The organism is Actinosynnema sp. NPDC059797, assembly GCF_042732085.1.
In the GTDB taxonomy this organism is placed as follows: Bacteria; Actinomycetota; Actinomycetes; order Mycobacteriales; family Pseudonocardiaceae; genus Actinosynnema.
The window spans coordinates 1-17,362 of the sequence record NZ_JBHWIE010000148.1; the positions used below are offsets into that span (position 1 = coordinate 1).

Below are 17,362 nucleotides of genomic sequence, written 5' to 3' on the forward strand. Positions count from 1 at the left end.
CGCGCTCCTCGCACCCGTGGGTGCCGGGTGTGGGGGGGGGCCGGGGCCGCCCCCCCGGCGGCCGGCCGGGGGTGCCGGCCCCCCGCGCGGCCGTCCCGTTGACGCTCGTGGTCACTCGGCCGAAGCCTCCGCCGGAGCGGCGTCCTGGGCCGGGTTGTCGGCCGCGGCCTCGTCCGCCTTGGGGGCGTCCGCGTCCTCGTTGACCAGCACCAGGCTGATCTTGCCGCGCTGGTCGATGTCCGCGATCTCCACGCGGAGCTTGTCGCCGACCTTGACGACGTCCTCGACCTTGCCGATGCGCTTGCCGTTGCCCAGCTTGGAGATGTGGATCAGGCCGTCCTTGCCCGGCAGCAGGGACACGAACGCGCCGAACGCCGCGGTCTTGACCACGGTGCCCAGGAAGCGCTCGCCCACCTTCGGCAGCTGCGGGTTCGCGATGGCGTTGATCATGCCGATCGCGGCCTCGGCGGACGGGCCGTCGGCCGCGCCCACGTAGATCGTGCCGTCGTCCTCGATGGAGATGTCGGCGCCGGTCTGCTCGGTGATCGAGTTGATCATCTTGCCCTTGGGCCCGATGACCTCGCCGATCTTGTCGGTCGGGATCTTCACCGAGGTCACGCGCGGCGCGAACGGGCTCATCTCGTCCGGGCGGTCGATGGCCTCGGCCATGACCTCCAGGATGGTCAGGCGCGCGTCGCGGGCCTGGTTCAGGGCGCCGGCCAGCACGTCGGACGGGATGCCGTCGAGCTTGGTGTCGAGCTGGAGCGCGGTCACGAACTCCTTGGTGCCGGCGACCTTGAAGTCCATGTCGCCGAACGCGTCCTCGGCGCCCAGGATGTCGGTCAGCGCCACGTACTCGGTCTTGCCGTCGACCTCGTCGGAGACGAGGCCCATGGCGATGCCCGACACCGGCGCCTTCAGCGGCACACCCGCGTTGAGCAGCGACATCGTGGACGCGCAGACCGAGCCCATCGAGGTCGAGCCGTTCGAGCCCAGGGCCTCGGAGACCTGGCGGATCGCGTACGGGAACTCGTCGCGCTTGGGCAGCACGGGCATCAGGGCCCGCTCGGCCAGCGCGCCGTGGCCGATCTCGCGGCGCTTGGGCGAGCCCACGCGGCCGGTCTCGCCGGTGGAGAACGGCGGGAAGTTGTAGTGGTGCAGGTAGCGCTTGTGCGTCTCCGGGGACAGCGAGTCGATCTGCTGCTCCATGCGCAGCATGTTCAGCGTGGTGACACCCAGGATCTGGGTCTCGCCGCGCTCGAACAGCGCCGAGCCGTGCGCCCGCGGGATCAGCTCGACCTCGGCGGACAGCGAGCGGATCTCGGTCAGGCCGCGGCCGTCGATGCGCACCTTGTCGCGCAGGATGCGCTGGCGGACCAGCTTCTTGGTCAGCGAGCGGAACGCCGCGCCGACCTCCTTCTCGCGACCCTCGAACCGCTCGGCCAGCTTCTCCAGCACCGACGCCTTGACCTCGTCGATGCGGCCCTCGCGCTCCTGCTTGCCCGCGATGGTCAGCGCCTGGGCCAGCTCGCCCGCCGCGGCCTGCTCGACGGCCTCGAAGGCGTCGGGCTGGTAGGCCGGGTAGGTCGGGAACTCGCCGGTGGCCTTCGCGGCGACCTGCGCGAGCTGGGCCTGCGCGTCGCACAGCGCCTTGATGAAGGGCTTGGACGCCTCCAGACCGGCGGCCACGACCTCCTCGGTCGGCGCGGGCGCACCCTCGCCGACCAGGTCGATCACGTTCTCGGTGGCCTCGGCCTCGACCATCATGATCGCGACGTCGTCACCGACCACGCGGCCGGCGACGACCATGTCGAACACGGCCTTCTCCAGCTGCTCGTGGGTCGGGAACGCCACCCACTGGCCCTCGATCAGCGCCACCCGGACGCCGCCGATGGGACCGGAGAACGGCAGGCCCGCGAGCTGCGTGGACGCGGACGCGGCGTTGATCGCCACCACGTCGTACAGGTCGGCCGGGTTCAGGCTCATCACCGTGATGACGACCTGGATCTCGTTGCGCAGACCGTCCACGAAGGACGGGCGCAGCGGCCGGTCGATCAGGCGGCAGGTCAGGATCGCGTCGGTCGACGGGCGACCCTCGCGGCGGAAGAACGAGCCGGGGATGCGGCCCGCCGCGTACATGCGCTCCTCGACGTCCACCGTGAGGGGGAAGAAGTCGAAGTGCTCCTTGGGCTGCTTCGAGGCCGTCGTGGCCGACAGCAGCATGGTCTCGTCGTCCAGGTAGGCGACGACGCTGCCGGCGGCCTGGCGGGCCAGGCGACCCGTCTCGAAGCGGATGGTGCGCGTGCCGAACCGACCGTTGTCGATCACGGCTGAAGTCTCGTGGACCTCGGTGTCCGTCATGTGTGGAACTCCTCGTCATGCATGCGGGCCGCAGCGCGCTCGGGCGCGGGTCGCGGTCCTGACGAGGCCGGTCTTCGATCGAAGTCCCCTGGTCTTGCCGCCAGAGGGCCACTACCGAGGACCGGCGAACAGTCGTCCCGTGCGCCGCGCGTGCGTCCCTGGTGTTGTTTTCAGTAAGCCGAAGGGGGAGTGATCGTCGTGATCACTCCCCCTCGGCGCGTCTCACCTGCGCAGACCGAGCCGACCGATCAGGTCGCGGTAGCGCTGGATGTCCACCTTCTGGAGGTAGTTGAGCAGCCGGCGGCGACGGCCGACCAGCAGCAGCAGACCACGACGCGAGTGGTGGTCGTGCTTGTGCTTCTTCAGGTGCTCCGTCAGGTCGGCGATGCGCTTGCTCAGCAGCGCGACCTGGGCCTCGGCGGAGCCGGTGTCCGTGTCGTGGACGCCGTACTCGGCGAGGATGGTCTTCTTCTGCTCGGTGGTCAGAGCCACGTTCTCGGTACTCCTAAGCTGTTGTTCTCCGTGCCGTGGAGCCCCGTTCGCACGGGGTAGTCGGTACCGGCCGCCACGGACCGCAGCCGGACCCAACTGTCGAGGTTACCAGTAGTGGCGAGCTGCTACTCGTTCGGCGTGATCGGCGTGGTCAAGGGCACCCGGTCGAGGACCGCGTAGCCCCCCTCGCGGCGGCTGAGCACCAGCGCCACCTCGGTCGCGGTCCACTCCCGACCGGTGAAGTCCACGTGCGGCAGCGGCGCGCCGCGGGCCACCGTCAGATGTGGACGCCAGTCCGCCGACACCCCCGCCGCGGCCCGGCCCAGCTCGTCCAGCGGGCCCTCCACCCCGATCCACAGCACCTGGCGGAAGTGCCCGCTCCCGCGCAGCCTCAGCACCGGCGCGGCCACGCCGGCCAGGCCCGCGAGCTGGTCGGCGGGCTCGGCGTCGCCGAAGAAGGCGACCGTGACGTGCCAGCGGCGCGGGTCCACCCAGCGCAGCCGGGGGTGGGCCCGCCGGACCGGGCGCAGGGCCGCGTGGAGCTCGGCGACCACGTCCTCGGGCGGGAACAGGGCGGTGAACAGGCTCAACGGTCGCGGGCCGGTTCCTTGGCCACCCGGCGCAGCAGCTCGGCCAGCGCCGGGAACTCCTCGCCCAGCACGTCGGCCGCCTGGGACAGCTCGCCGCGGTCGGCGACGGTGCGCAGGTACGGGAACACGACGGCCTCGGCGTCGGCGACGTTCACCGGCAGCGAGTCGCGGCTCACGGTCGGCTTGGAGTCGCGGACCTCGTCGAGCGCCCGCTGGAGCGCCTCGGGCGTGCCGGTCGCCACGTCGGGGGTGAGGACCTTGCGCTCCAGCATGATCATCCGGGCGAGCACGGACGGGTTGCCGATCTTGGCGCGCCGCCCGCTCATCACCTGGCTCAGCATGGGGGCGCTGATCCCGAGGACGTCGGCGAGCTGGGCCTGCGAGACGTTGAACGCGACCACCAGCCTGCGCACCCGGTCACCCAGGGGTTCCCCGTACCACTCGCGCTGGAGCGCGAGGTTGCGCTGGACGATCTTGTGGTCCTCCACCGGCGCCCTCTCCTAGCCCGCTCGAACTGCCGAGCATCTTGCCAGTTCGGCGGGCCGGGCAAGAGCGGTTCCACTCACGTGGCCCACCCCGTCACGCGCCGTCCTCGGCCGACAGCAGTTCGCGCGTGGCGGCCACGTCGCGGTGCATCTGCTCCAGCAGCGCCTCGACGGTGTCGAACTTCTCCATGCCGCGCAGGCGGTGCGCGAAGTCCAGGGCCACGCGCCTGCCGTAGAAGTCCTCGTCCACGTCGAGCACGAACGCCTCGACCCGCCGCTCGCTGCCGGAGAACGTCGGGTTCGTGCCCACGCTCACCGCCGCCTTGAGCCGCCGGCCGTCGCCGTCGACGAACCAGCAGGCGTACACGCCGTCCGCGGGCACGGCGGCGAAGCGGGCGGTGGACAGGTTCGCGGTGGGGAAGCCCAGGTCCCTGCCCCGGCCGTCGCCGCGCACCACGATGCCCTCCAGCCGGTGCGGGCGGCCGAGCGCGTGGGCGGCCGCGGCCACGTCGCCCGCGTCGATGCACGCCCGGATGTAGGTCGACGAGTACGTGACGCCGTCATCCGTCACCAGGTCCGCCCCCTCCGTCACGAAACCGAACCGCGTGCCCAGCTCCCGCAGCAGCCCCACGTTGCCCGCGGCCCGGTGGCCGAAGGTGAAGTTCTCCCCCACCACCACGGCGGCCGCGTGGAGCCGGTCGACCAGCACCTCGTGGGCGAACTCGTCGGCGGGCGTCCGGGACAGCTCCGGGGTGAACGGGATGACGCAGAAGACGTCCACGCCCAGGCCCTCGACCAGCTCGGCGCGGCGGTGCAGGCTGGTGAGCTGCGCGGGGTGGCTGCCGGGTCGGACGACCTCGGCCGGGTGCGGGTCGAAGGTGATCAGCACGCTGGGCACCCGCTTCTCGGCGGCCAGCCCGACGGCGCGGCCGATCAGCGCCTGGTGCCCCCGGTGCACCCCGTCGAACACGCCGATGGTCGCGACGCAGCGGCCCCAGCCGCCCGGTCGGTGGTCCAGCCCTCGCCAGCGTTGCACGCGCGCAAGCCTAGTTGGACGCGTTCGACCGCCCGCCGTCACCTGCCGGGGTTGACGTCCCTCCCGGCCTGGTAGACCGTGCCGCCGTCGCGGGCGACCGCGGTCTGGTCGACCGTGGTGGGCGAGTTGACGGTGACCGGGCCGAGGGTGCCCGCCTGCACCACGCCGCCGTGCACGGTGCCGTTGACGCTGTTGTGCACGGTGGGGTGCTGCCGCGCGGGTTGCTCGGGCGACCGGTGGCCCTGCACCCGCATCGCCACGACCACGCCCAGCGCGGTGAGCAGCAGGACCGCCACCCACGCCCACGGGTTCGCGCCCCAGTCCGTGGCGACGTTGATCGCCACGCCGGTGGCCGACGCCACCACGCCGGCCGCGGCCGGCCAGACCCATCTCGCCATACGTCCACCGTAGGCCCAGCCGACGCCGACGCACACCACCAAGAGGCCAACGGGCGTCGGCGCCCCGGCCGTCCTCCCGGGTCAGCCTGCGGGGGTGAGCACCACCAGCGGCTTGGCGATCGGGCCCTCGTCCCTGGCCAGCGCCACCACGTGCCCGTCCGGCCCGAAGATCCCGTACGTGCCGGTCAGGCCGCCCGCGGGCAGGCGGCGGCCGTGCGAGAGGGCGACCACCTCGCGGGGCTCGATCTCACGGCGGGGGAACGCGGTCGCCACGGCGGCGTCCAGGTCCAGGGACAGGCCGGGCTCCTCCTCCAGCCGCGCCAGCGTCCGGGCCACGCGCAGGTCGAACGGGCCGACGCGGGTGCGCCGCAGGTTCGCCAGGTGGCCGCCGACGCCCAGGTCGGCGCCCAGGTCGCGGGCCAGCGCCCGCACGTAGGTGCCGGACGAGCACTCGATCATCACGTCCAGCTCGGTCGCGCCCTCCTCGCGCCGGAGCGACAGCACGTCGAACCGGTGCACGGTCACCGGCCGCGCCGGCAGCTCGACGACCTCGCCGCCGCGCACCCGCGCGTACGCCCGCTTGCCGTCGACCTTGACCGCGCTCACCGAGCTGGGCACCTGCTGGATCGGTCCGGTCAACCGGGCGATCCCCGCGCGGATCGCGTCCTCGGGCACCTCCGAGGCGTCGGCGGTGGCGACCACCTCGCCCTCGGCGTCGTCGGTGGTCGTGCTCGCGCCCAGGCGGATGGTCGACAGGTACGCCTTGCTGTCCAGCGCCAGGTGGCCCAGCAGCTTCGTGGCCCGCTCGATGCCCAGCACCAGCACGCCGGTGGCCATGGGGTCGAGCGTGCCCGCGTGCCCGACCTTCCGGGTGCCGAGGATGCGGCGGACCCTGGCCACCACGTCGTGCGAGGTCATGCCGGAGGGCTTGTCGACGACGACGAGGCCGGGCTGGACTGGGGTGCGAGTTGAGGCTGCGGACACGACCGAGCATCTTAAGCGTCGGCCAGCACGTCCCAGCGACGGCGACGCACTTCCACCGGCACGGCCTCGCCGCGCGCCAGCGCCGCCAGCACCGCGCCGCGCGCCCGGCGCCACCACACCACCGTGCGCCACACCCCCAGCAGCAGCACCGCCGCCACCGACAGGAACGCGACCCGGTACGCCTGCGGTGCGGCCAGGACCGGCTCCACGACGTCCAGCAGGACGCCCACCACCAGCGCGGTGAACGTGATCGCGGCGAACCCGCCGACGTTGGCCACGCCCGTCGCCGTGCTCACCCGGTGCAGCGGGTTGTAGTCGCGCACCAGGGCGAACGCCACGCCGGACACCGGGTTGCCCAGCGCCAGCACCGCGAACAGCGCGTACAGCGCCGGCTCCGGCAGCACACCACCCGGCCAGCCCAGCAGCACCGCCCAGCAGACCACGGCCACGGCCAGGTAGCCGCCGACGATCGGCATCCGCCACACCGGGTGCCTGCTGATCACCGCGCCCATCAGCGGCCCGGTGACCACGGCCACCAGCACCAGCGTGCTGAGCACCGCCGACGCCGCCGGCCGCGACATGCCCTGCGCCTCCACCAGGTACGGGAAGCCCCACAGCAGGCTGAGCAGCGCGGGCGTGAACATCGAGGTGAAGTGCACCCAGAAGCCCAGGCGGGTGCTGGGCTCGCGCCAGGCCGACGCGACCCGCGCGCCCACCGCGCGCAGCGGCACCGGTTCGACCACCGGCTGCGGCACGCCCTCGGGCACGTCCCGCACCCGCCACGCGACCACGCCCGCGTACGCGGCGGTCGCGACGCCCGCGACCAGGAAGGTGATCGTCCAACCGGCGTTCTGGAGCAGCAGCGTCAGCGGCACCGTGGCCACGAGGTTGCCCGCGCCGCCGAGCGCGGCCGACAGGGTCATCACCACGGCGTAGCGGCGCGGCGGGAAGTGCGCGGCGGCCAGGCGCAGCACGCTGATCCACGTCATGGCGTCGCCGACGCCCAGCACGGCGCGGGCGGCCAGGCCCAGCGGGTAGGAGTCGGCGAGCGCGAAGAGGGCCTGGCCCGCGCCCATGAGCAGCCCGGCGGCGGTGAGCACGCGGCGCGGGCCGAAGCGGTCCACCAGCAGGCCGGTGGGGATCTGCATCAGGGCGTACAGGCCGATCTGGAGCACGGTGAACGTGCCGAGCGCGGCCGGGCCGACGGAGAAGCGGTCACCGGCCTCCAGGCTGGCCACGCCCAGCGAGGTCCGGTGGAACAGGGCGGCGATGTAGACGACGACGGCGGTGGACCAGATCAGCCACGCTCGCTTGGTGGCACGATCGACCGGCAAGGCGGAGCTCCTCGACTCGGTGCGGCGGCACTTCCAGTATCGAGAAACAGTTGCCTTGTGTTAACGATTCCGCACCGTGCCCCTCGCCACACCTCTTTCACCAGGTCGCGCCCACCCGGGCCCACTCGCCCGACCGCGTGCGCGCCAGGAGCAGCACCAGGCGCAGGAGCATGAACGCCGTCAGCCCGCTCCAGATGCCGACCAGGCCCCAGCCGAACGCGTGCGACGCCCAGATCAGCGGCAGGAAGCCGATCCCGGCCGCCGCCAGGGTCGCGGTGCGCAGGAACTTCGCGTCACCCGCGCCGAGCAGGACGCCGTCCAGGGCGAACACCACCCCGGCCACCGGCTGGAGCGCGACGAAGAACCACCAGGCGTGCGGGATCTCGTCCAGCACGGCCCGGTCGCCGGTGAACACCAGCGGCAGCGGCCCGGACAGCGCCGCGAAGACGGCGCCGAGGAAGACCCCGAAGACCAGGGCGTAGCCGGTGACCTGCCAGGCGAACCTGCGGGCCTGCTCACGCCTGCCCGCGCCCAGCGCCGCGCCGACGATCGACTGGGCGGCGATGGCCAGCGAGTCCAGCACGAGCGCCAGGAACGTCCACAGCTGGAGCACCACCTGGTGCGCGCCGACCGCCCCGACCGACGTCCGGGCCGCCACCGAGGCGGCCGACAGGAAGCAGGCCTGGAACGCCAGGCTGCGCAGCACCAGGTCGCGCCCCATGCCGAGCTGCGCCCGCATCCGCCCCGGGTCGGGCCTGAGCGCGACGCCCTCGGCCCGCAGCGCCCGGCCGAACAGCCCGGCGGACAGCACCTGCGCGACCACGTTGGCGACCGCCGAACCCTCCAGCCCCCAGCCCACGACGTGCACCAGGACCGGGCACAGCGCGGCCGAGATGCCGTTGCCGACCAGCACGTAGCGCAGCGGCCGGACGGTGTCCTGCACGCCGCGCATCCACCCGTTGCCGGCCATCGTGACCAGCACGAACGGCGCGCCGAACAGGGCGATGCGCAGCCAGGCCACCGCGTTGTCGGCCACCTCGCCGGGACCCGCCAGCAACCGCGCCGCCGGCCCCGCGAACAGCTGCCCCAGCACGATCACCAACGCCCCGACCGCCAGCGCGAGCCAGGTCGCCTGCACCCCCTCCTCGACGGCCTCCGCCCGCCGGCCCGCCCCGAACAGCCGGGCGGCCCGCGCCGTGGTGCCGTAGGACAGGAAGGTCAGCTGGGTGGCGACCTGCGTGAACAGCACGCCGCCCAACGCCAGCCCGGCCAGCGCCACCGCCCCGTAGTGGCCGACCACCGCCGTGTCGACCAGCACGTACAACGGCTCGGCCGCCAGCACCACCAACGCCGGCGCGGCCAACCCGACGACCCGCCGGGCCGGCACCCGCTCCTCCACCACCCACCTCCACGCTCATCGACCGGTCGGTTCACGGTGTCCGACCGGAGGACACGCGACACCGGACCGGAGGACACGCCAGGTTCCCGGCGTGTCCTCCGGTCCGACACCGCGTGTCGTCCGGTCAGGCACCGCGAGTTGCGCGTTCGGAACCCGTGATCGAGTCCAGGGCCGTGCGGAGGGTGGTGAGGACCTCGTCGGCGGAGCCGGTGGCGGTGAAGCCGGCGGCCAGGCGGTGGCCGCCGCCGCCCAGGAGGCGGGCCACCTCGCTGACGTCGACGCGGGAGACCGCGCGCAGGGAGACGGACCAGGTGGCGGGGCGCAGCTCCTTCAGCACGGCGGCCACCTCGGCTTCGGCGGTGGTGCGCACCAGGTCGACCACGCTCTCGACCTCCTCCGGGCGCAGGCCGGCGGCGTCCTCCAGGGTGACCACCGCGTGCACCAGGCCCAGGCCGCCGGCGGCGGCGCGGTCCAGGCACGCCCGGTCCAGCACCTTGGCCAGCATCGCGAGATACCCGAACGGGTGAGAGTCCATCAGGGGGCGGGCGACGGCCTCGGCGTCCACGCCGGCCGCCAGCAGGCGGGCGGCCACCTCGTGCGTGGCCGACGACGCGTTCCGGAACGAACGGGTATCGGTGACCAGGCCCGCGTAGATGCACCTGGCCACCGGCTCGTCCAGCTCCACGCCCAGCTCGTCCAGCAGCCGCAGCACGACGAGCGCCGTCGCCTCGGCCCGCTCGTCCACCACGTTCACGTGCCCGAACCGCGGGTTCGACACGTGGTGGTCCAGCACCACGACCACACCGGCGGTGGAGACCCGGTCGCCCAGCGGCCCGAGCCGCCCGACGCTGCCCGCGTCCAGCGCCACCAGCACCGGCGGCGCGGCGGGCACCTCGGAGGCCGGCACCAGCAACCCGGCCACGTCCAGCGCCCGCAGCGTCTCCGGCACCTCGTCCGGCGCGCCGAACGACACCCGGACCGCCACCCCGCGCCGATGCAGGACCAGCCCGAGGGCCAGGGCGCTGCCCAACGCGTCCGCGTCGGGGTTCACGTGCGCCAGCAGCGTCACGTCGGTGGCGGCGGACAGGACGCGGGCGGCCGCCGACAGGTCGGCGGACAGGTCGGTGGCGGTGGCGGTGGCGCTCAGGTCGTTGGACACAGCCGGAACGCTAGTCCGCGTCCTCGGTGTCGTCGGCGTCGCGCGGCGGCTTGTACGGGTCGGGCTCGCCCGCGGGTTCGGCCTTCGACGCGATGCGCGCCACCTCCGCGTCCGCCTCCCGCGCCTTGGCCAGCAGCTCGTCCATCCGCCGGGCCTCGTCCGGCACGGTGTCGGTCACGAACGACAGGGTCGGCGTGAACCGGACCCCCGTCTGCTGGCCCACCATGGTGCGCAGCACGCCCTTGGCCTTCTCCAGCGCCGCCGCCGCGCCCGCGAAGTCGGGCTCGACGTCCAGCTTCTCCCCGAGGACGGTGTAGTAGACCGTCGCGTCGTGCAGGTCACCGGTCACCCTGGTGTCGGTGATGGTCACCCGGGCCAGCCTGGGGTCCTTCACCTCGTGCTCCAAGGCGGAGGCCACGATCTGCGAGATCCGCTTGGCCAGCTTGCGAGCCCGTGCCTGGTCGGCCACGGCGCTCCCCTCCTCTTCCTACTCGTCCTCCGGCCCGACCAGCCTGTGGCGGGCGGAGAGCAGCTCCAGTTCGGGCCGTCCGGCCACGAGTCGCTCGCAGGCGACCAGGACGTCCCTGACATGCTCGGCGTCCGCCGCGACGGCCGCCACTCCGATCAACGCGCGGCGGTGGAGGTCCAGGTGGCCCGCCTCGGCCACGGAGACCTCGAACTTGCGCCGCAGCTCCGCCACGACCGGCTTCACCACGGACCGCTTCTGCTTCAACGAGTGGACGTCACCGAGCAGCACGTCCAGTTCAAGGGCGCCGACGAACAAGGCTGATGACCACCGTGGGGTGCCGAGGGGCGCGGGGCCGCCCACGAGAGGACGGCCCCGCACCACTTCCTGGAGACGATCAGACGCGCGGCTTCTCGCGCATCTCGAACGTCTCGATGACGTCACCGACCTTCAGGTCGGCGTAGTTGCCGAGCGTCAGACCGCACTCGTAGCCCTCGCGGACCTCGGTCGCGTCGTCCTTGAACCGCTTGAGCGAGCTGATCGGCAGGTTCTCCTGCACGACGTTGTTGTCGCGCAGCAGGCGGGCCCGCGCGTTGCGGCGGATCTCGCCCGAGAGCACGAGACAACCGGCGATCGTGCCGACCTTGGAGGACTTGAAGACCTCGCGGATCTCCGCGCGGCCCAGCTGGACCTCTTCGTACTCCGGCTTGAGCATGCCCTTGAGGGCCTGCTCGATCTCGTCGATCGCCTGGTAGATCACCGTGTAGTAGCGGACGTCCACGCCTTCGCGGTTCGCCAGCTCGGTCGCCTTGCCCTCGGCCCGGACGTTGAAGCCCAGGACGATCGCGGAACCGGCGACGGCGAGGTTGATGTCGCCCTCGGTGATGCCACCGACGCCCCGGTGGATGACCCGCAGCTCGACGTCGTCGCCGACCTCGATCTTCATCAGGGCGTCTTCCAGGGCCTCGACGGTGCCCGAGTTGTCACCCTTGATGATCAGCGTGAGCTGGCTGGTCTCCTTCAGCGCGGCGTCCAGGTCCTCCAGGCTGACGCGCTTGCGGCGGGCCGCGTTGAGCGCGTTGCGGGTGCGGGCCTGGCGGCGCTCGGCGATCTGCCGGGCGACGCGGTCCTCGTCGACGACCAGGAAGCTGTCGCCGGCGCCGGGCACCGAGGTCAGGCCGATCACCTGGACCGGGCGGGACGGGTACGCCTCGGTGACGTCCACGCCGTGCTCGTCCACCATGCGGCGGACGCGGCCGTACGCGTCGCCGGCGACGATCGAGTCGCCGACCCGCAGCGTGCCGCGCTGCACCAGCACCGTGGCCACCGGACCGCGACCGCGGTCGAGGTGCGCCTCGATCGCGACGCCCTGGGCCTCCATGTCCGGGTTGGCCCGGAGGTCCAGCGAGGCGTCGGCGGTCAGCAGGATCGCCTCCAGCAGGCCGTCGATGTTGATGCCCTGCTTCGCCGAGATGTCCACGAACATGGTGTCGCCGCCGTACTCCTCGGCGACCAGCCCGTACTCGGTGAGCTGCTGGCGGATCTTGGCGGGGTTGGCCCCCTCCTTGTCGATCTTGTTGACCGCGACCACGATCGGCGCGCCGGCCGCCTGGGCGTGGTTGATCGCCTCCACCGTCTGCGGCATCACGCCGTCGTCGGCCGCCACCACGATGACCGCGATGTCGGTCGAGTTCGCACCGCGGGCACGCATGGCGGTGAACGCCTCGTGACCCGGGGTGTCGATGAAGGTGATGAGGCGCTCGTTGCCTTCCAGCTCCGTGTTGACCTGGTAGGCGCCGATGTGCTGGGTGATGCCACCCGCCTCGCCCTCGGCGACCTTCGCCGTGCGGATCGTGTCGAGCAGTCGCGTCTTGCCGTGGTCGACGTGACCCATGACGGTGACGACCGGCGGGCGGACCTGGAGGTCCTCCTCGTCGCCGGCGTCCTCGCCGTAGGTGATGTCGAACGTGCCGAGCAGCTCGCGGTCCTCCTCCTCGGGGGACACGACCTGCACGACGTAGTTCATCTCGGAGCCGAGCAGCTCCAGGATCTCGTCGGACACCGACTGCGTCGCGGTGACCATCTCGCCGAGGTGGAACAGCACCTGCACCAGCGAAGCCGGGTTGGCGTTGATCTTGTCGGCGAAGTCGGTCAACGAGGCGCCGCGGGGCAGGCGGATGGTCTCGCCGCTGCCCTTGGGCAGGCGCACGCCACCAACCGACGGCGCCTGCATGTTGTCCATGTACTCCTGGCGCTTCTGGCGCTTCGACTTGCGACCGCGGCGCGCGGGACCACCCGGGCGGCCGAAGGCGCCCGCGGCGCCACCACGACCACCGGGGCCACCGCCACCGGGACGACCGCGGAAGCCGCCGCCACCACCGGCCGGGGCGCCACCACCACCACCGGGGCGGAAGCCGCCGCCACCGCCACCGCCGCCGCCACCGGGGCCGCCGCGGAAGCCACCGCCACCGCCGCCACCGCCGGGACCACCGCGGAAGCCGCCGCCGCCACCGCCGCCACCGGGACGACCACCGCCGCCACCGGGACCGCGGCCACCGCCACCGGGACCGCCGCCGGGACGACCGCCACCGCCACCGGGGCGGGGACCGGCCGGGCGACCGGGCATCATGCCCGGGTTGGGCCGCGGCGGCATGTTGCCGGGGTTCGGGCGCGGGCCGCCGGAGCCAGCGGAACCACCCGGACGCGGGCCGGCCGGGCGCGAGTCACCCGGACGGGGACCGGACGGGCGCGGGTCGCCCGGCTTGGGGCCGGACGGGCGCTCGCCGCCGCCACCGGGCGACTGCGGGCGCGGCGCCTGCGGGCGCGGCGCGGGTGCGCCACCGCCGACGCCGAACGGGTTGTTGCCCGGCCGCGGCGGCCGGGGGCCCTGCGGCTTGGGGGACTGCGGCCGCGGCGGGACCACGGACGGGCCCTGCTGGGCCGCGGGCTGCTGCGGCTGCTGCTGCGGGCGCGGGCCGGGGCGCGGACCACCGGGCTTGGGCGCCTGCTGCGGAGCGGGCGACTGGGCCGGGGCCGGGGCCGGGGCCGGGGCGGCCGCCTGCGGCTGCGGGGCCGGAGCCGGGGCCGGGGTCGGCGCCGCGGCGGCCGGCTTGGGGGCCGGGGCCGGGGCCGGGGGCTTCGGGGCCTGCGGCTTCGGACCGGGCACGGGCCGCGGACCGGGACGGGGGCCGGGCGCGCCGGGGCGCGGGGCCTCGGTGCGGGGCTCCGCGACGCGGTTGTCGGCCGAGCGGTTCTCCGCCGCGGGGGCCTGGGGCTTGGGGGGCGCCGGACGGGCGCCGGACGGCTTCGACTTGCCGTCGTTCTTGGCGTACGCGTCACGCAGCCGCCGGGCCACGGGGGCCTCGACGGTGCTGGACGCCGACTTCACGTACTCGCCCTGGTCGGCGAGCTTGGTGAGTAGTTCCTTGCTCGTGACTCCGAGCTCCTTGGCGAGCTCGTGCACGCGGGCCTTGCCTGCCACTGCACTCCTCTGGCGATGGAGGCCGGCGGCAGTCCCGTCGACCTCGTCTTATCGTCGCGCGTTCATGTCTTCAGCTTCACGGCTGACTCATGACGGGTCGACCTGCTTCCTTGCTTCCTGTCGGTCGCGGGGCGATCCCGCGACCTCCTTCCCCTGTTGCGCCAAGTGCCCGCGCACGCCCTCCACGTCGAGCGGCCCCTGGACCCTGAAGGCCCGCGGGAACGCCCGCCGCTTCTCGGCGTTGCGGAGGCAGTCCGGGTCGGGGTGCAGCCACGCGCCCCGACCGGGCAGCCTTCGGCGGGTGTCCGGGACCACGGCCCCGTCCACTACCACCGTGCGCAACAGCTCGGAGGGCAACGTCCGAGCGCGGCATCCTATGCACGTACGAACCGGGCCGTTGTGCGTGAGATCCGATCCCCGACGTTGAACCACTGAGAAGTCTATCCCCTGTTGCCTATTCAGCCGAACCGGATGTCGCCGCGCCCGCCGGAGCGGACCCGCCGGCGTCCGCGTCCGACCGGATGTCAATGCGCCAACCGGTGAGTCGCGCGGCCAGCCGGGCGTTCTGGCCCTCCTTGCCGATGGCGAGGGAGAGCTGGAAGTCCGGCACGACCACGCGCGCCGTCTTGGCGCGCTCGTCGAGCACCCGTACGGACACAACCTTCGCAGGCGAGAGGGCATTCCCGACGAACGTGGCCGGGTCGTCCGAGTGGTCGATGATATCGATCTTCTCGCCCGCCAGCTCGCTCATGACGTTGCGCACGCGGGCGCCCATCGGGCCGATGCAGGCGCCCTTGGCGTTGACGCCGGGGACCGTCGAGCGGACCGCGATCTTCGAACGGTGACCTGCCTCACGTGCCACCGCGGGGATCTCCACGGTGCCGTCCGCGATCTCCGGGACCTCCAGCGCGAAGAGCCTGCGCACGAGGTTCGGGTGGGTGCGGGAGAGGGTGATCTGGGGGCCGCGCGCGCCGCGCGAGACGCCCACGACGTAGCACTTGAGGCGCGAGCCGTGCTCGTACGACTCGCCCGGCACCTGCTCGGCCGGCGGCAGCACGCCCTCGGTGTCGCCGAGCTGGACCACGACCATGCCGCGGGCGTTGGCGCGGGCGTCGCGCTGCACCACGCCGCCGATGATCTCGCCCTCCTTGGCGGAGAACTCGCCGAAGGTGCGCTCGTGCTCGGCGTCGCGCAGGCGCTGGAGGATGACCTGGCGGGCGGTGGTCGCGGCGATGCGGCCGAAGCCCTCCGGGGTGTCGTCCCACTCCTCGGCGACCGTGCCGTCGGGGTTCAGCTCCTGCGCGAGGACGCGGACCACGCCGGTCTTGCGGTCGATCTCCACGCGCGAGTGCGGGTGGTGGCCGTCGGTGTGCTTGTAGGCGGTGAGCAGGGCGGTCTCGATGGCTTCGAGAACCGTGTCGAAGGGGATGTCCTTGTCCCGTTCGATCGCCCTGAGAGCGGCGATGTCGACGTTCACTCCGACTCCTCCTCCGGGGAATGGCCTTCGAGGAGCGCGAGCTCCTCGACCGGCGGCTGCTTGAACTCGACTTCCACGACGGCGCGCTCGATCGAGGCGTACTCGACCCGGCGCAGCTCGCCCTTGACCAGCAGCACGACCCCCGTGTCGTCGGCGTCGCCCACCCGGCCGAACCACTCGACCCGCTCGGGCTGCTTGACCTTGACCAGGCGCAGCCGGTTGCGCTTCCAGTGGCGGGGCCTGGTGAGGGGGCGGTCCGCGCCGGGCGAGGTGACCTCAAGCGTGTACGGGCCGGCGATCAGGTGCTCGTTCGCGTCGAGGGCGGCGGACACGGCGCGGCTGGCGCGCGCGACCTCGTCCAGGCCGATCCCCTCGTCGCCGTCCACGACCACCTTGACCAGCCTGCGACGCCCAGCCTGGTTCACGTCGAGCAGTTCCAGGTCGTAGCCGATGGCCTCGACCGCCTCCCGCACGACGGGTGTGAGCTGCGCGGCGAGTTCTCCGCGCGGCGGGCTGGACACGTTGGTGACTCCCTGTTCGTTCGGTGCGTGCTTGCGTGCGTGTGCTGCGGTGTGCAGAGGGCACGGCAACCCCGGTCGACGCTGCACTCGCCGGCCGTGGTCGCCCAGCGTATCTGGTCCGGGCGGGGTCGCACGTCCCACGGGCGGTCGCGGGGTCTCTGGCAGGATCGGGACACGTGATCGGTAGAACCGCGTTCAGCAGGCGAGGCGTGCTGCTGGCGGCGGCCACGGCACCGCTGGCAGTCGCGTGCACCACACCGCCGCCGCCCCCGCCGCCGCCGGACGTCCTGGAGGAGTTGGTCAGGTCGGCCCTGTCGGACGCCGCCCTGGCCACGGCCGTGGGCGCGCCGGAGACCGCCGCGGCGAGGACCGAGCACGCGGCCCGGCTGCGGGCGGAGGTCGACCGCGCCACGCCGCGCGTGCCGGGCACGTCCGCGCCGCCGTCGACGACGCCGTCCGTCGCGCCGCCCGCCGGCGGGACGAGGGAGGGCCTGGTCACGGCGCTGCGTGCGGCGCAGGAGCAGGCGGCGGGCCTGGTGGCGACGGTGCCGTCGTACCGGGTGGGGTTGGTGGCCGCGGTGGCGGCCGGGTGCGCGAGCCTGGTGGAGGCGTTGTCGTGAGCGTGGACGCGGTGCAGGCGGCCCTGGGGGCCGAGCACGCGGCGGTGTGGACGTACGGGCTGGTCAGCGCGTTCATCTCGCAGCAGGGGGCGGCGGTGGCGGAGGGCGCGAACGCCCACCGGGCCCGCCGGGACACCACCGAGCGCTGGCTGCGCGACCAGGGCGCCACGCCGAACCCGCCCGCACCGGCCTACCTGCCGCCGCAGCCGGTGGACAGCGCGGCGTCGGCGATCGCGGCGCTGATCGCGGTCGAGACGGACTCGTGCGTGGCGTGGCGGGGCGTGCTGGAGCGGACCGAGGACGCGGCCCTGCGCACCTCGGCCCTGGACGCCCTGACCACCGCGGCGGTCCGCGCGACCCGCTGGCGCAAAGCCGCCGGCCTGACCCCCCTGTCCATCACCTTCCCCGGCACCGCCGTCGGCTGACCCGGCCCCACGACCGGTCAACTCCCCGTGCCGGACCGGAGGACACGCAACACCCGACTGGAGGACACGCCGGGTGGGAGCCCACCCACCCGGCGTGTCCTCCAGTCGGGCATCGCGAGTCGTACGTTCAGGAC

At 73.4% G+C, this 17,362-nt stretch carries 18 protein-coding genes; 2 read left to right on the forward strand and 16 right to left on the reverse strand.

From position 1 onward, the window contains the following. Window positions 1-111: 111 nt before the first annotated feature. From ACFV4N_RS26635 to rimP, 16 genes are all read right to left on the reverse strand, one after another. Complete coding sequence (locus tag ACFV4N_RS26635; protein WP_499675334.1) at window positions 112-2,361, reverse strand: polyribonucleotide nucleotidyltransferase; 2,250 nt, start codon at window positions 2,359-2,361, stop codon at window positions 112-114. A gap of 222 nt (window positions 2,362-2,583) precedes the next feature. Next, the gene (gene rpsO / locus ACFV4N_RS26640) at window positions 2,584-2,853 is read right to left on the reverse strand and encodes a 30S ribosomal protein S15 (RefSeq protein ID WP_033432682.1); all 270 of its coding nucleotides are present in this window, start codon (window positions 2,851-2,853) and stop codon (window positions 2,584-2,586) included. Between the two features lie 125 nt (window positions 2,854-2,978). Further along, on the reverse strand, window positions 2,979-3,443 hold the full coding sequence (locus tag ACFV4N_RS26645) for a 2'-5' RNA ligase family protein (protein WP_499675335.1): 465 nt from the start codon (window positions 3,441-3,443) through the stop codon (window positions 2,979-2,981). Beyond that, window positions 3,440-3,931 (reverse strand): helix-turn-helix domain-containing protein, encoded by a 492-nt coding sequence (locus tag ACFV4N_RS26650; RefSeq protein WP_499675336.1) that lies wholly within the window; start codon window positions 3,929-3,931, stop codon window positions 3,440-3,442. The genes ACFV4N_RS26645 and ACFV4N_RS26650 overlap by 4 nt, the downstream gene beginning before the upstream one ends. A 91-nt stretch (window positions 3,932-4,022) precedes the next feature. Then, window positions 4,023-4,964 (reverse strand): bifunctional riboflavin kinase/FAD synthetase, encoded by a 942-nt coding sequence (locus ACFV4N_RS26655; RefSeq protein ID WP_499675337.1) that lies wholly within the window; start codon window positions 4,962-4,964, stop codon window positions 4,023-4,025. Between the two features lie 38 nt (window positions 4,965-5,002). Further along, entirely contained in the window at window positions 5,003-5,362 is a 360-nt protein-coding gene (locus ACFV4N_RS26660) for a hypothetical protein (protein WP_499675338.1), read from the reverse strand. 81 nt (window positions 5,363-5,443) lie between these two features. Further along, the gene (gene truB, locus ACFV4N_RS26665; protein ID WP_499675339.1) at window positions 5,444-6,346 is read right to left on the reverse strand and encodes a tRNA pseudouridine(55) synthase TruB; all 903 of its coding nucleotides are present in this window, start codon (window positions 6,344-6,346) and stop codon (window positions 5,444-5,446) included. 11 nt (window positions 6,347-6,357) lie between these two features. Continuing rightward, complete coding sequence (locus tag ACFV4N_RS26670; RefSeq protein WP_499675340.1) at window positions 6,358-7,680, reverse strand: MFS transporter; 1,323 nt, start codon at window positions 7,678-7,680, stop codon at window positions 6,358-6,360. A 97-nt stretch (window positions 7,681-7,777) separates the two neighbouring features. Continuing rightward, complete coding sequence (locus ACFV4N_RS26675) at window positions 7,778-9,082, reverse strand: MATE family efflux transporter (RefSeq protein ID WP_499675341.1); 1,305 nt, start codon at window positions 9,080-9,082, stop codon at window positions 7,778-7,780. Window positions 9,083-9,203: 121 nt separating this feature from the next. After that, window positions 9,204-10,238 carry a DHH family phosphoesterase gene (locus tag ACFV4N_RS26680; protein WP_499675342.1) on the reverse strand — a complete coding sequence of 345 codons (1,035 nt, stop codon included), beginning with the start codon at window positions 10,236-10,238 and terminating at the stop codon, window positions 9,204-9,206. 10 nt (window positions 10,239-10,248) lie between these two features. Further along, window positions 10,249-10,707, reverse strand: coding sequence for a 30S ribosome-binding factor RbfA (gene rbfA / locus ACFV4N_RS26685; protein WP_499675343.1), 459 nt, complete (start codon window positions 10,705-10,707; stop codon window positions 10,249-10,251). Between the two features lie 18 nt (window positions 10,708-10,725). Then, a complete protein-coding gene (locus ACFV4N_RS26690; protein WP_033432691.1) occupies window positions 10,726-11,022 on the reverse strand; it encodes a DUF503 domain-containing protein in 297 nt (98 codons plus the stop codon). Between the two features lie 79 nt (window positions 11,023-11,101). Beyond that, entirely contained in the window at window positions 11,102-14,185 is a 3,084-nt protein-coding gene (infB, locus tag ACFV4N_RS26695) for a translation initiation factor IF-2 (RefSeq protein WP_499675344.1), read from the reverse strand. An 87-nt stretch (window positions 14,186-14,272) separates the two neighbouring features. Then, entirely contained in the window at window positions 14,273-14,617 is a 345-nt protein-coding gene (locus ACFV4N_RS26700; protein ID WP_499675345.1) for a YlxR family protein, read from the reverse strand. Window positions 14,618-14,639: 22 nt separating this feature from the next. After that, window positions 14,640-15,662, reverse strand: coding sequence for a transcription termination factor NusA (nusA, locus tag ACFV4N_RS26705; protein ID WP_499675346.1), 1,023 nt, complete (start codon window positions 15,660-15,662; stop codon window positions 14,640-14,642). Continuing rightward, window positions 15,659-16,183: a ribosome maturation factor RimP gene (rimP, locus tag ACFV4N_RS26710; RefSeq protein WP_499675347.1), complete on the reverse strand. Its 525-nt coding sequence runs from the start codon at window positions 16,181-16,183 to the stop codon at window positions 15,659-15,661. The genes nusA and rimP overlap by 4 nt, the downstream gene beginning before the upstream one ends. 176 nt (window positions 16,184-16,359) lie before the next feature. Between rimP and ACFV4N_RS26715 the strand changes: the two genes are divergently transcribed. Continuing rightward, on the forward strand, window positions 16,360-16,803 hold the full coding sequence (locus ACFV4N_RS26715; protein ID WP_499675348.1) for a hypothetical protein: 444 nt from the start codon (window positions 16,360-16,362) through the stop codon (window positions 16,801-16,803). Continuing rightward, the gene (locus tag ACFV4N_RS26720; RefSeq protein ID WP_499675349.1) at window positions 16,800-17,228 is read left to right on the forward strand and encodes a ferritin-like domain-containing protein; all 429 of its coding nucleotides are present in this window, start codon (window positions 16,800-16,802) and stop codon (window positions 17,226-17,228) included. The genes ACFV4N_RS26715 and ACFV4N_RS26720 overlap by 4 nt, the downstream gene beginning before the upstream one ends. The last annotated feature ends 134 nt before the right edge of the window (window positions 17,229-17,362 follow it).

Bases quoted from the DNA above. Each gene is read 5' to 3' on its own strand.
- ACFV4N_RS26660 (WP_499675338.1), bottom strand. From the start codon at position 5,362: ATGGCGAGATGGGTCTGGCCGGCCGCGGCCGGCGTGGTGGCGTCGGCC.
- ACFV4N_RS26635 (WP_499675334.1), bottom strand. From the start codon at position 2,361: ATGACGGACACCGAGGTCCACGAGACTTCAGCCGTGATCGACAACGGT.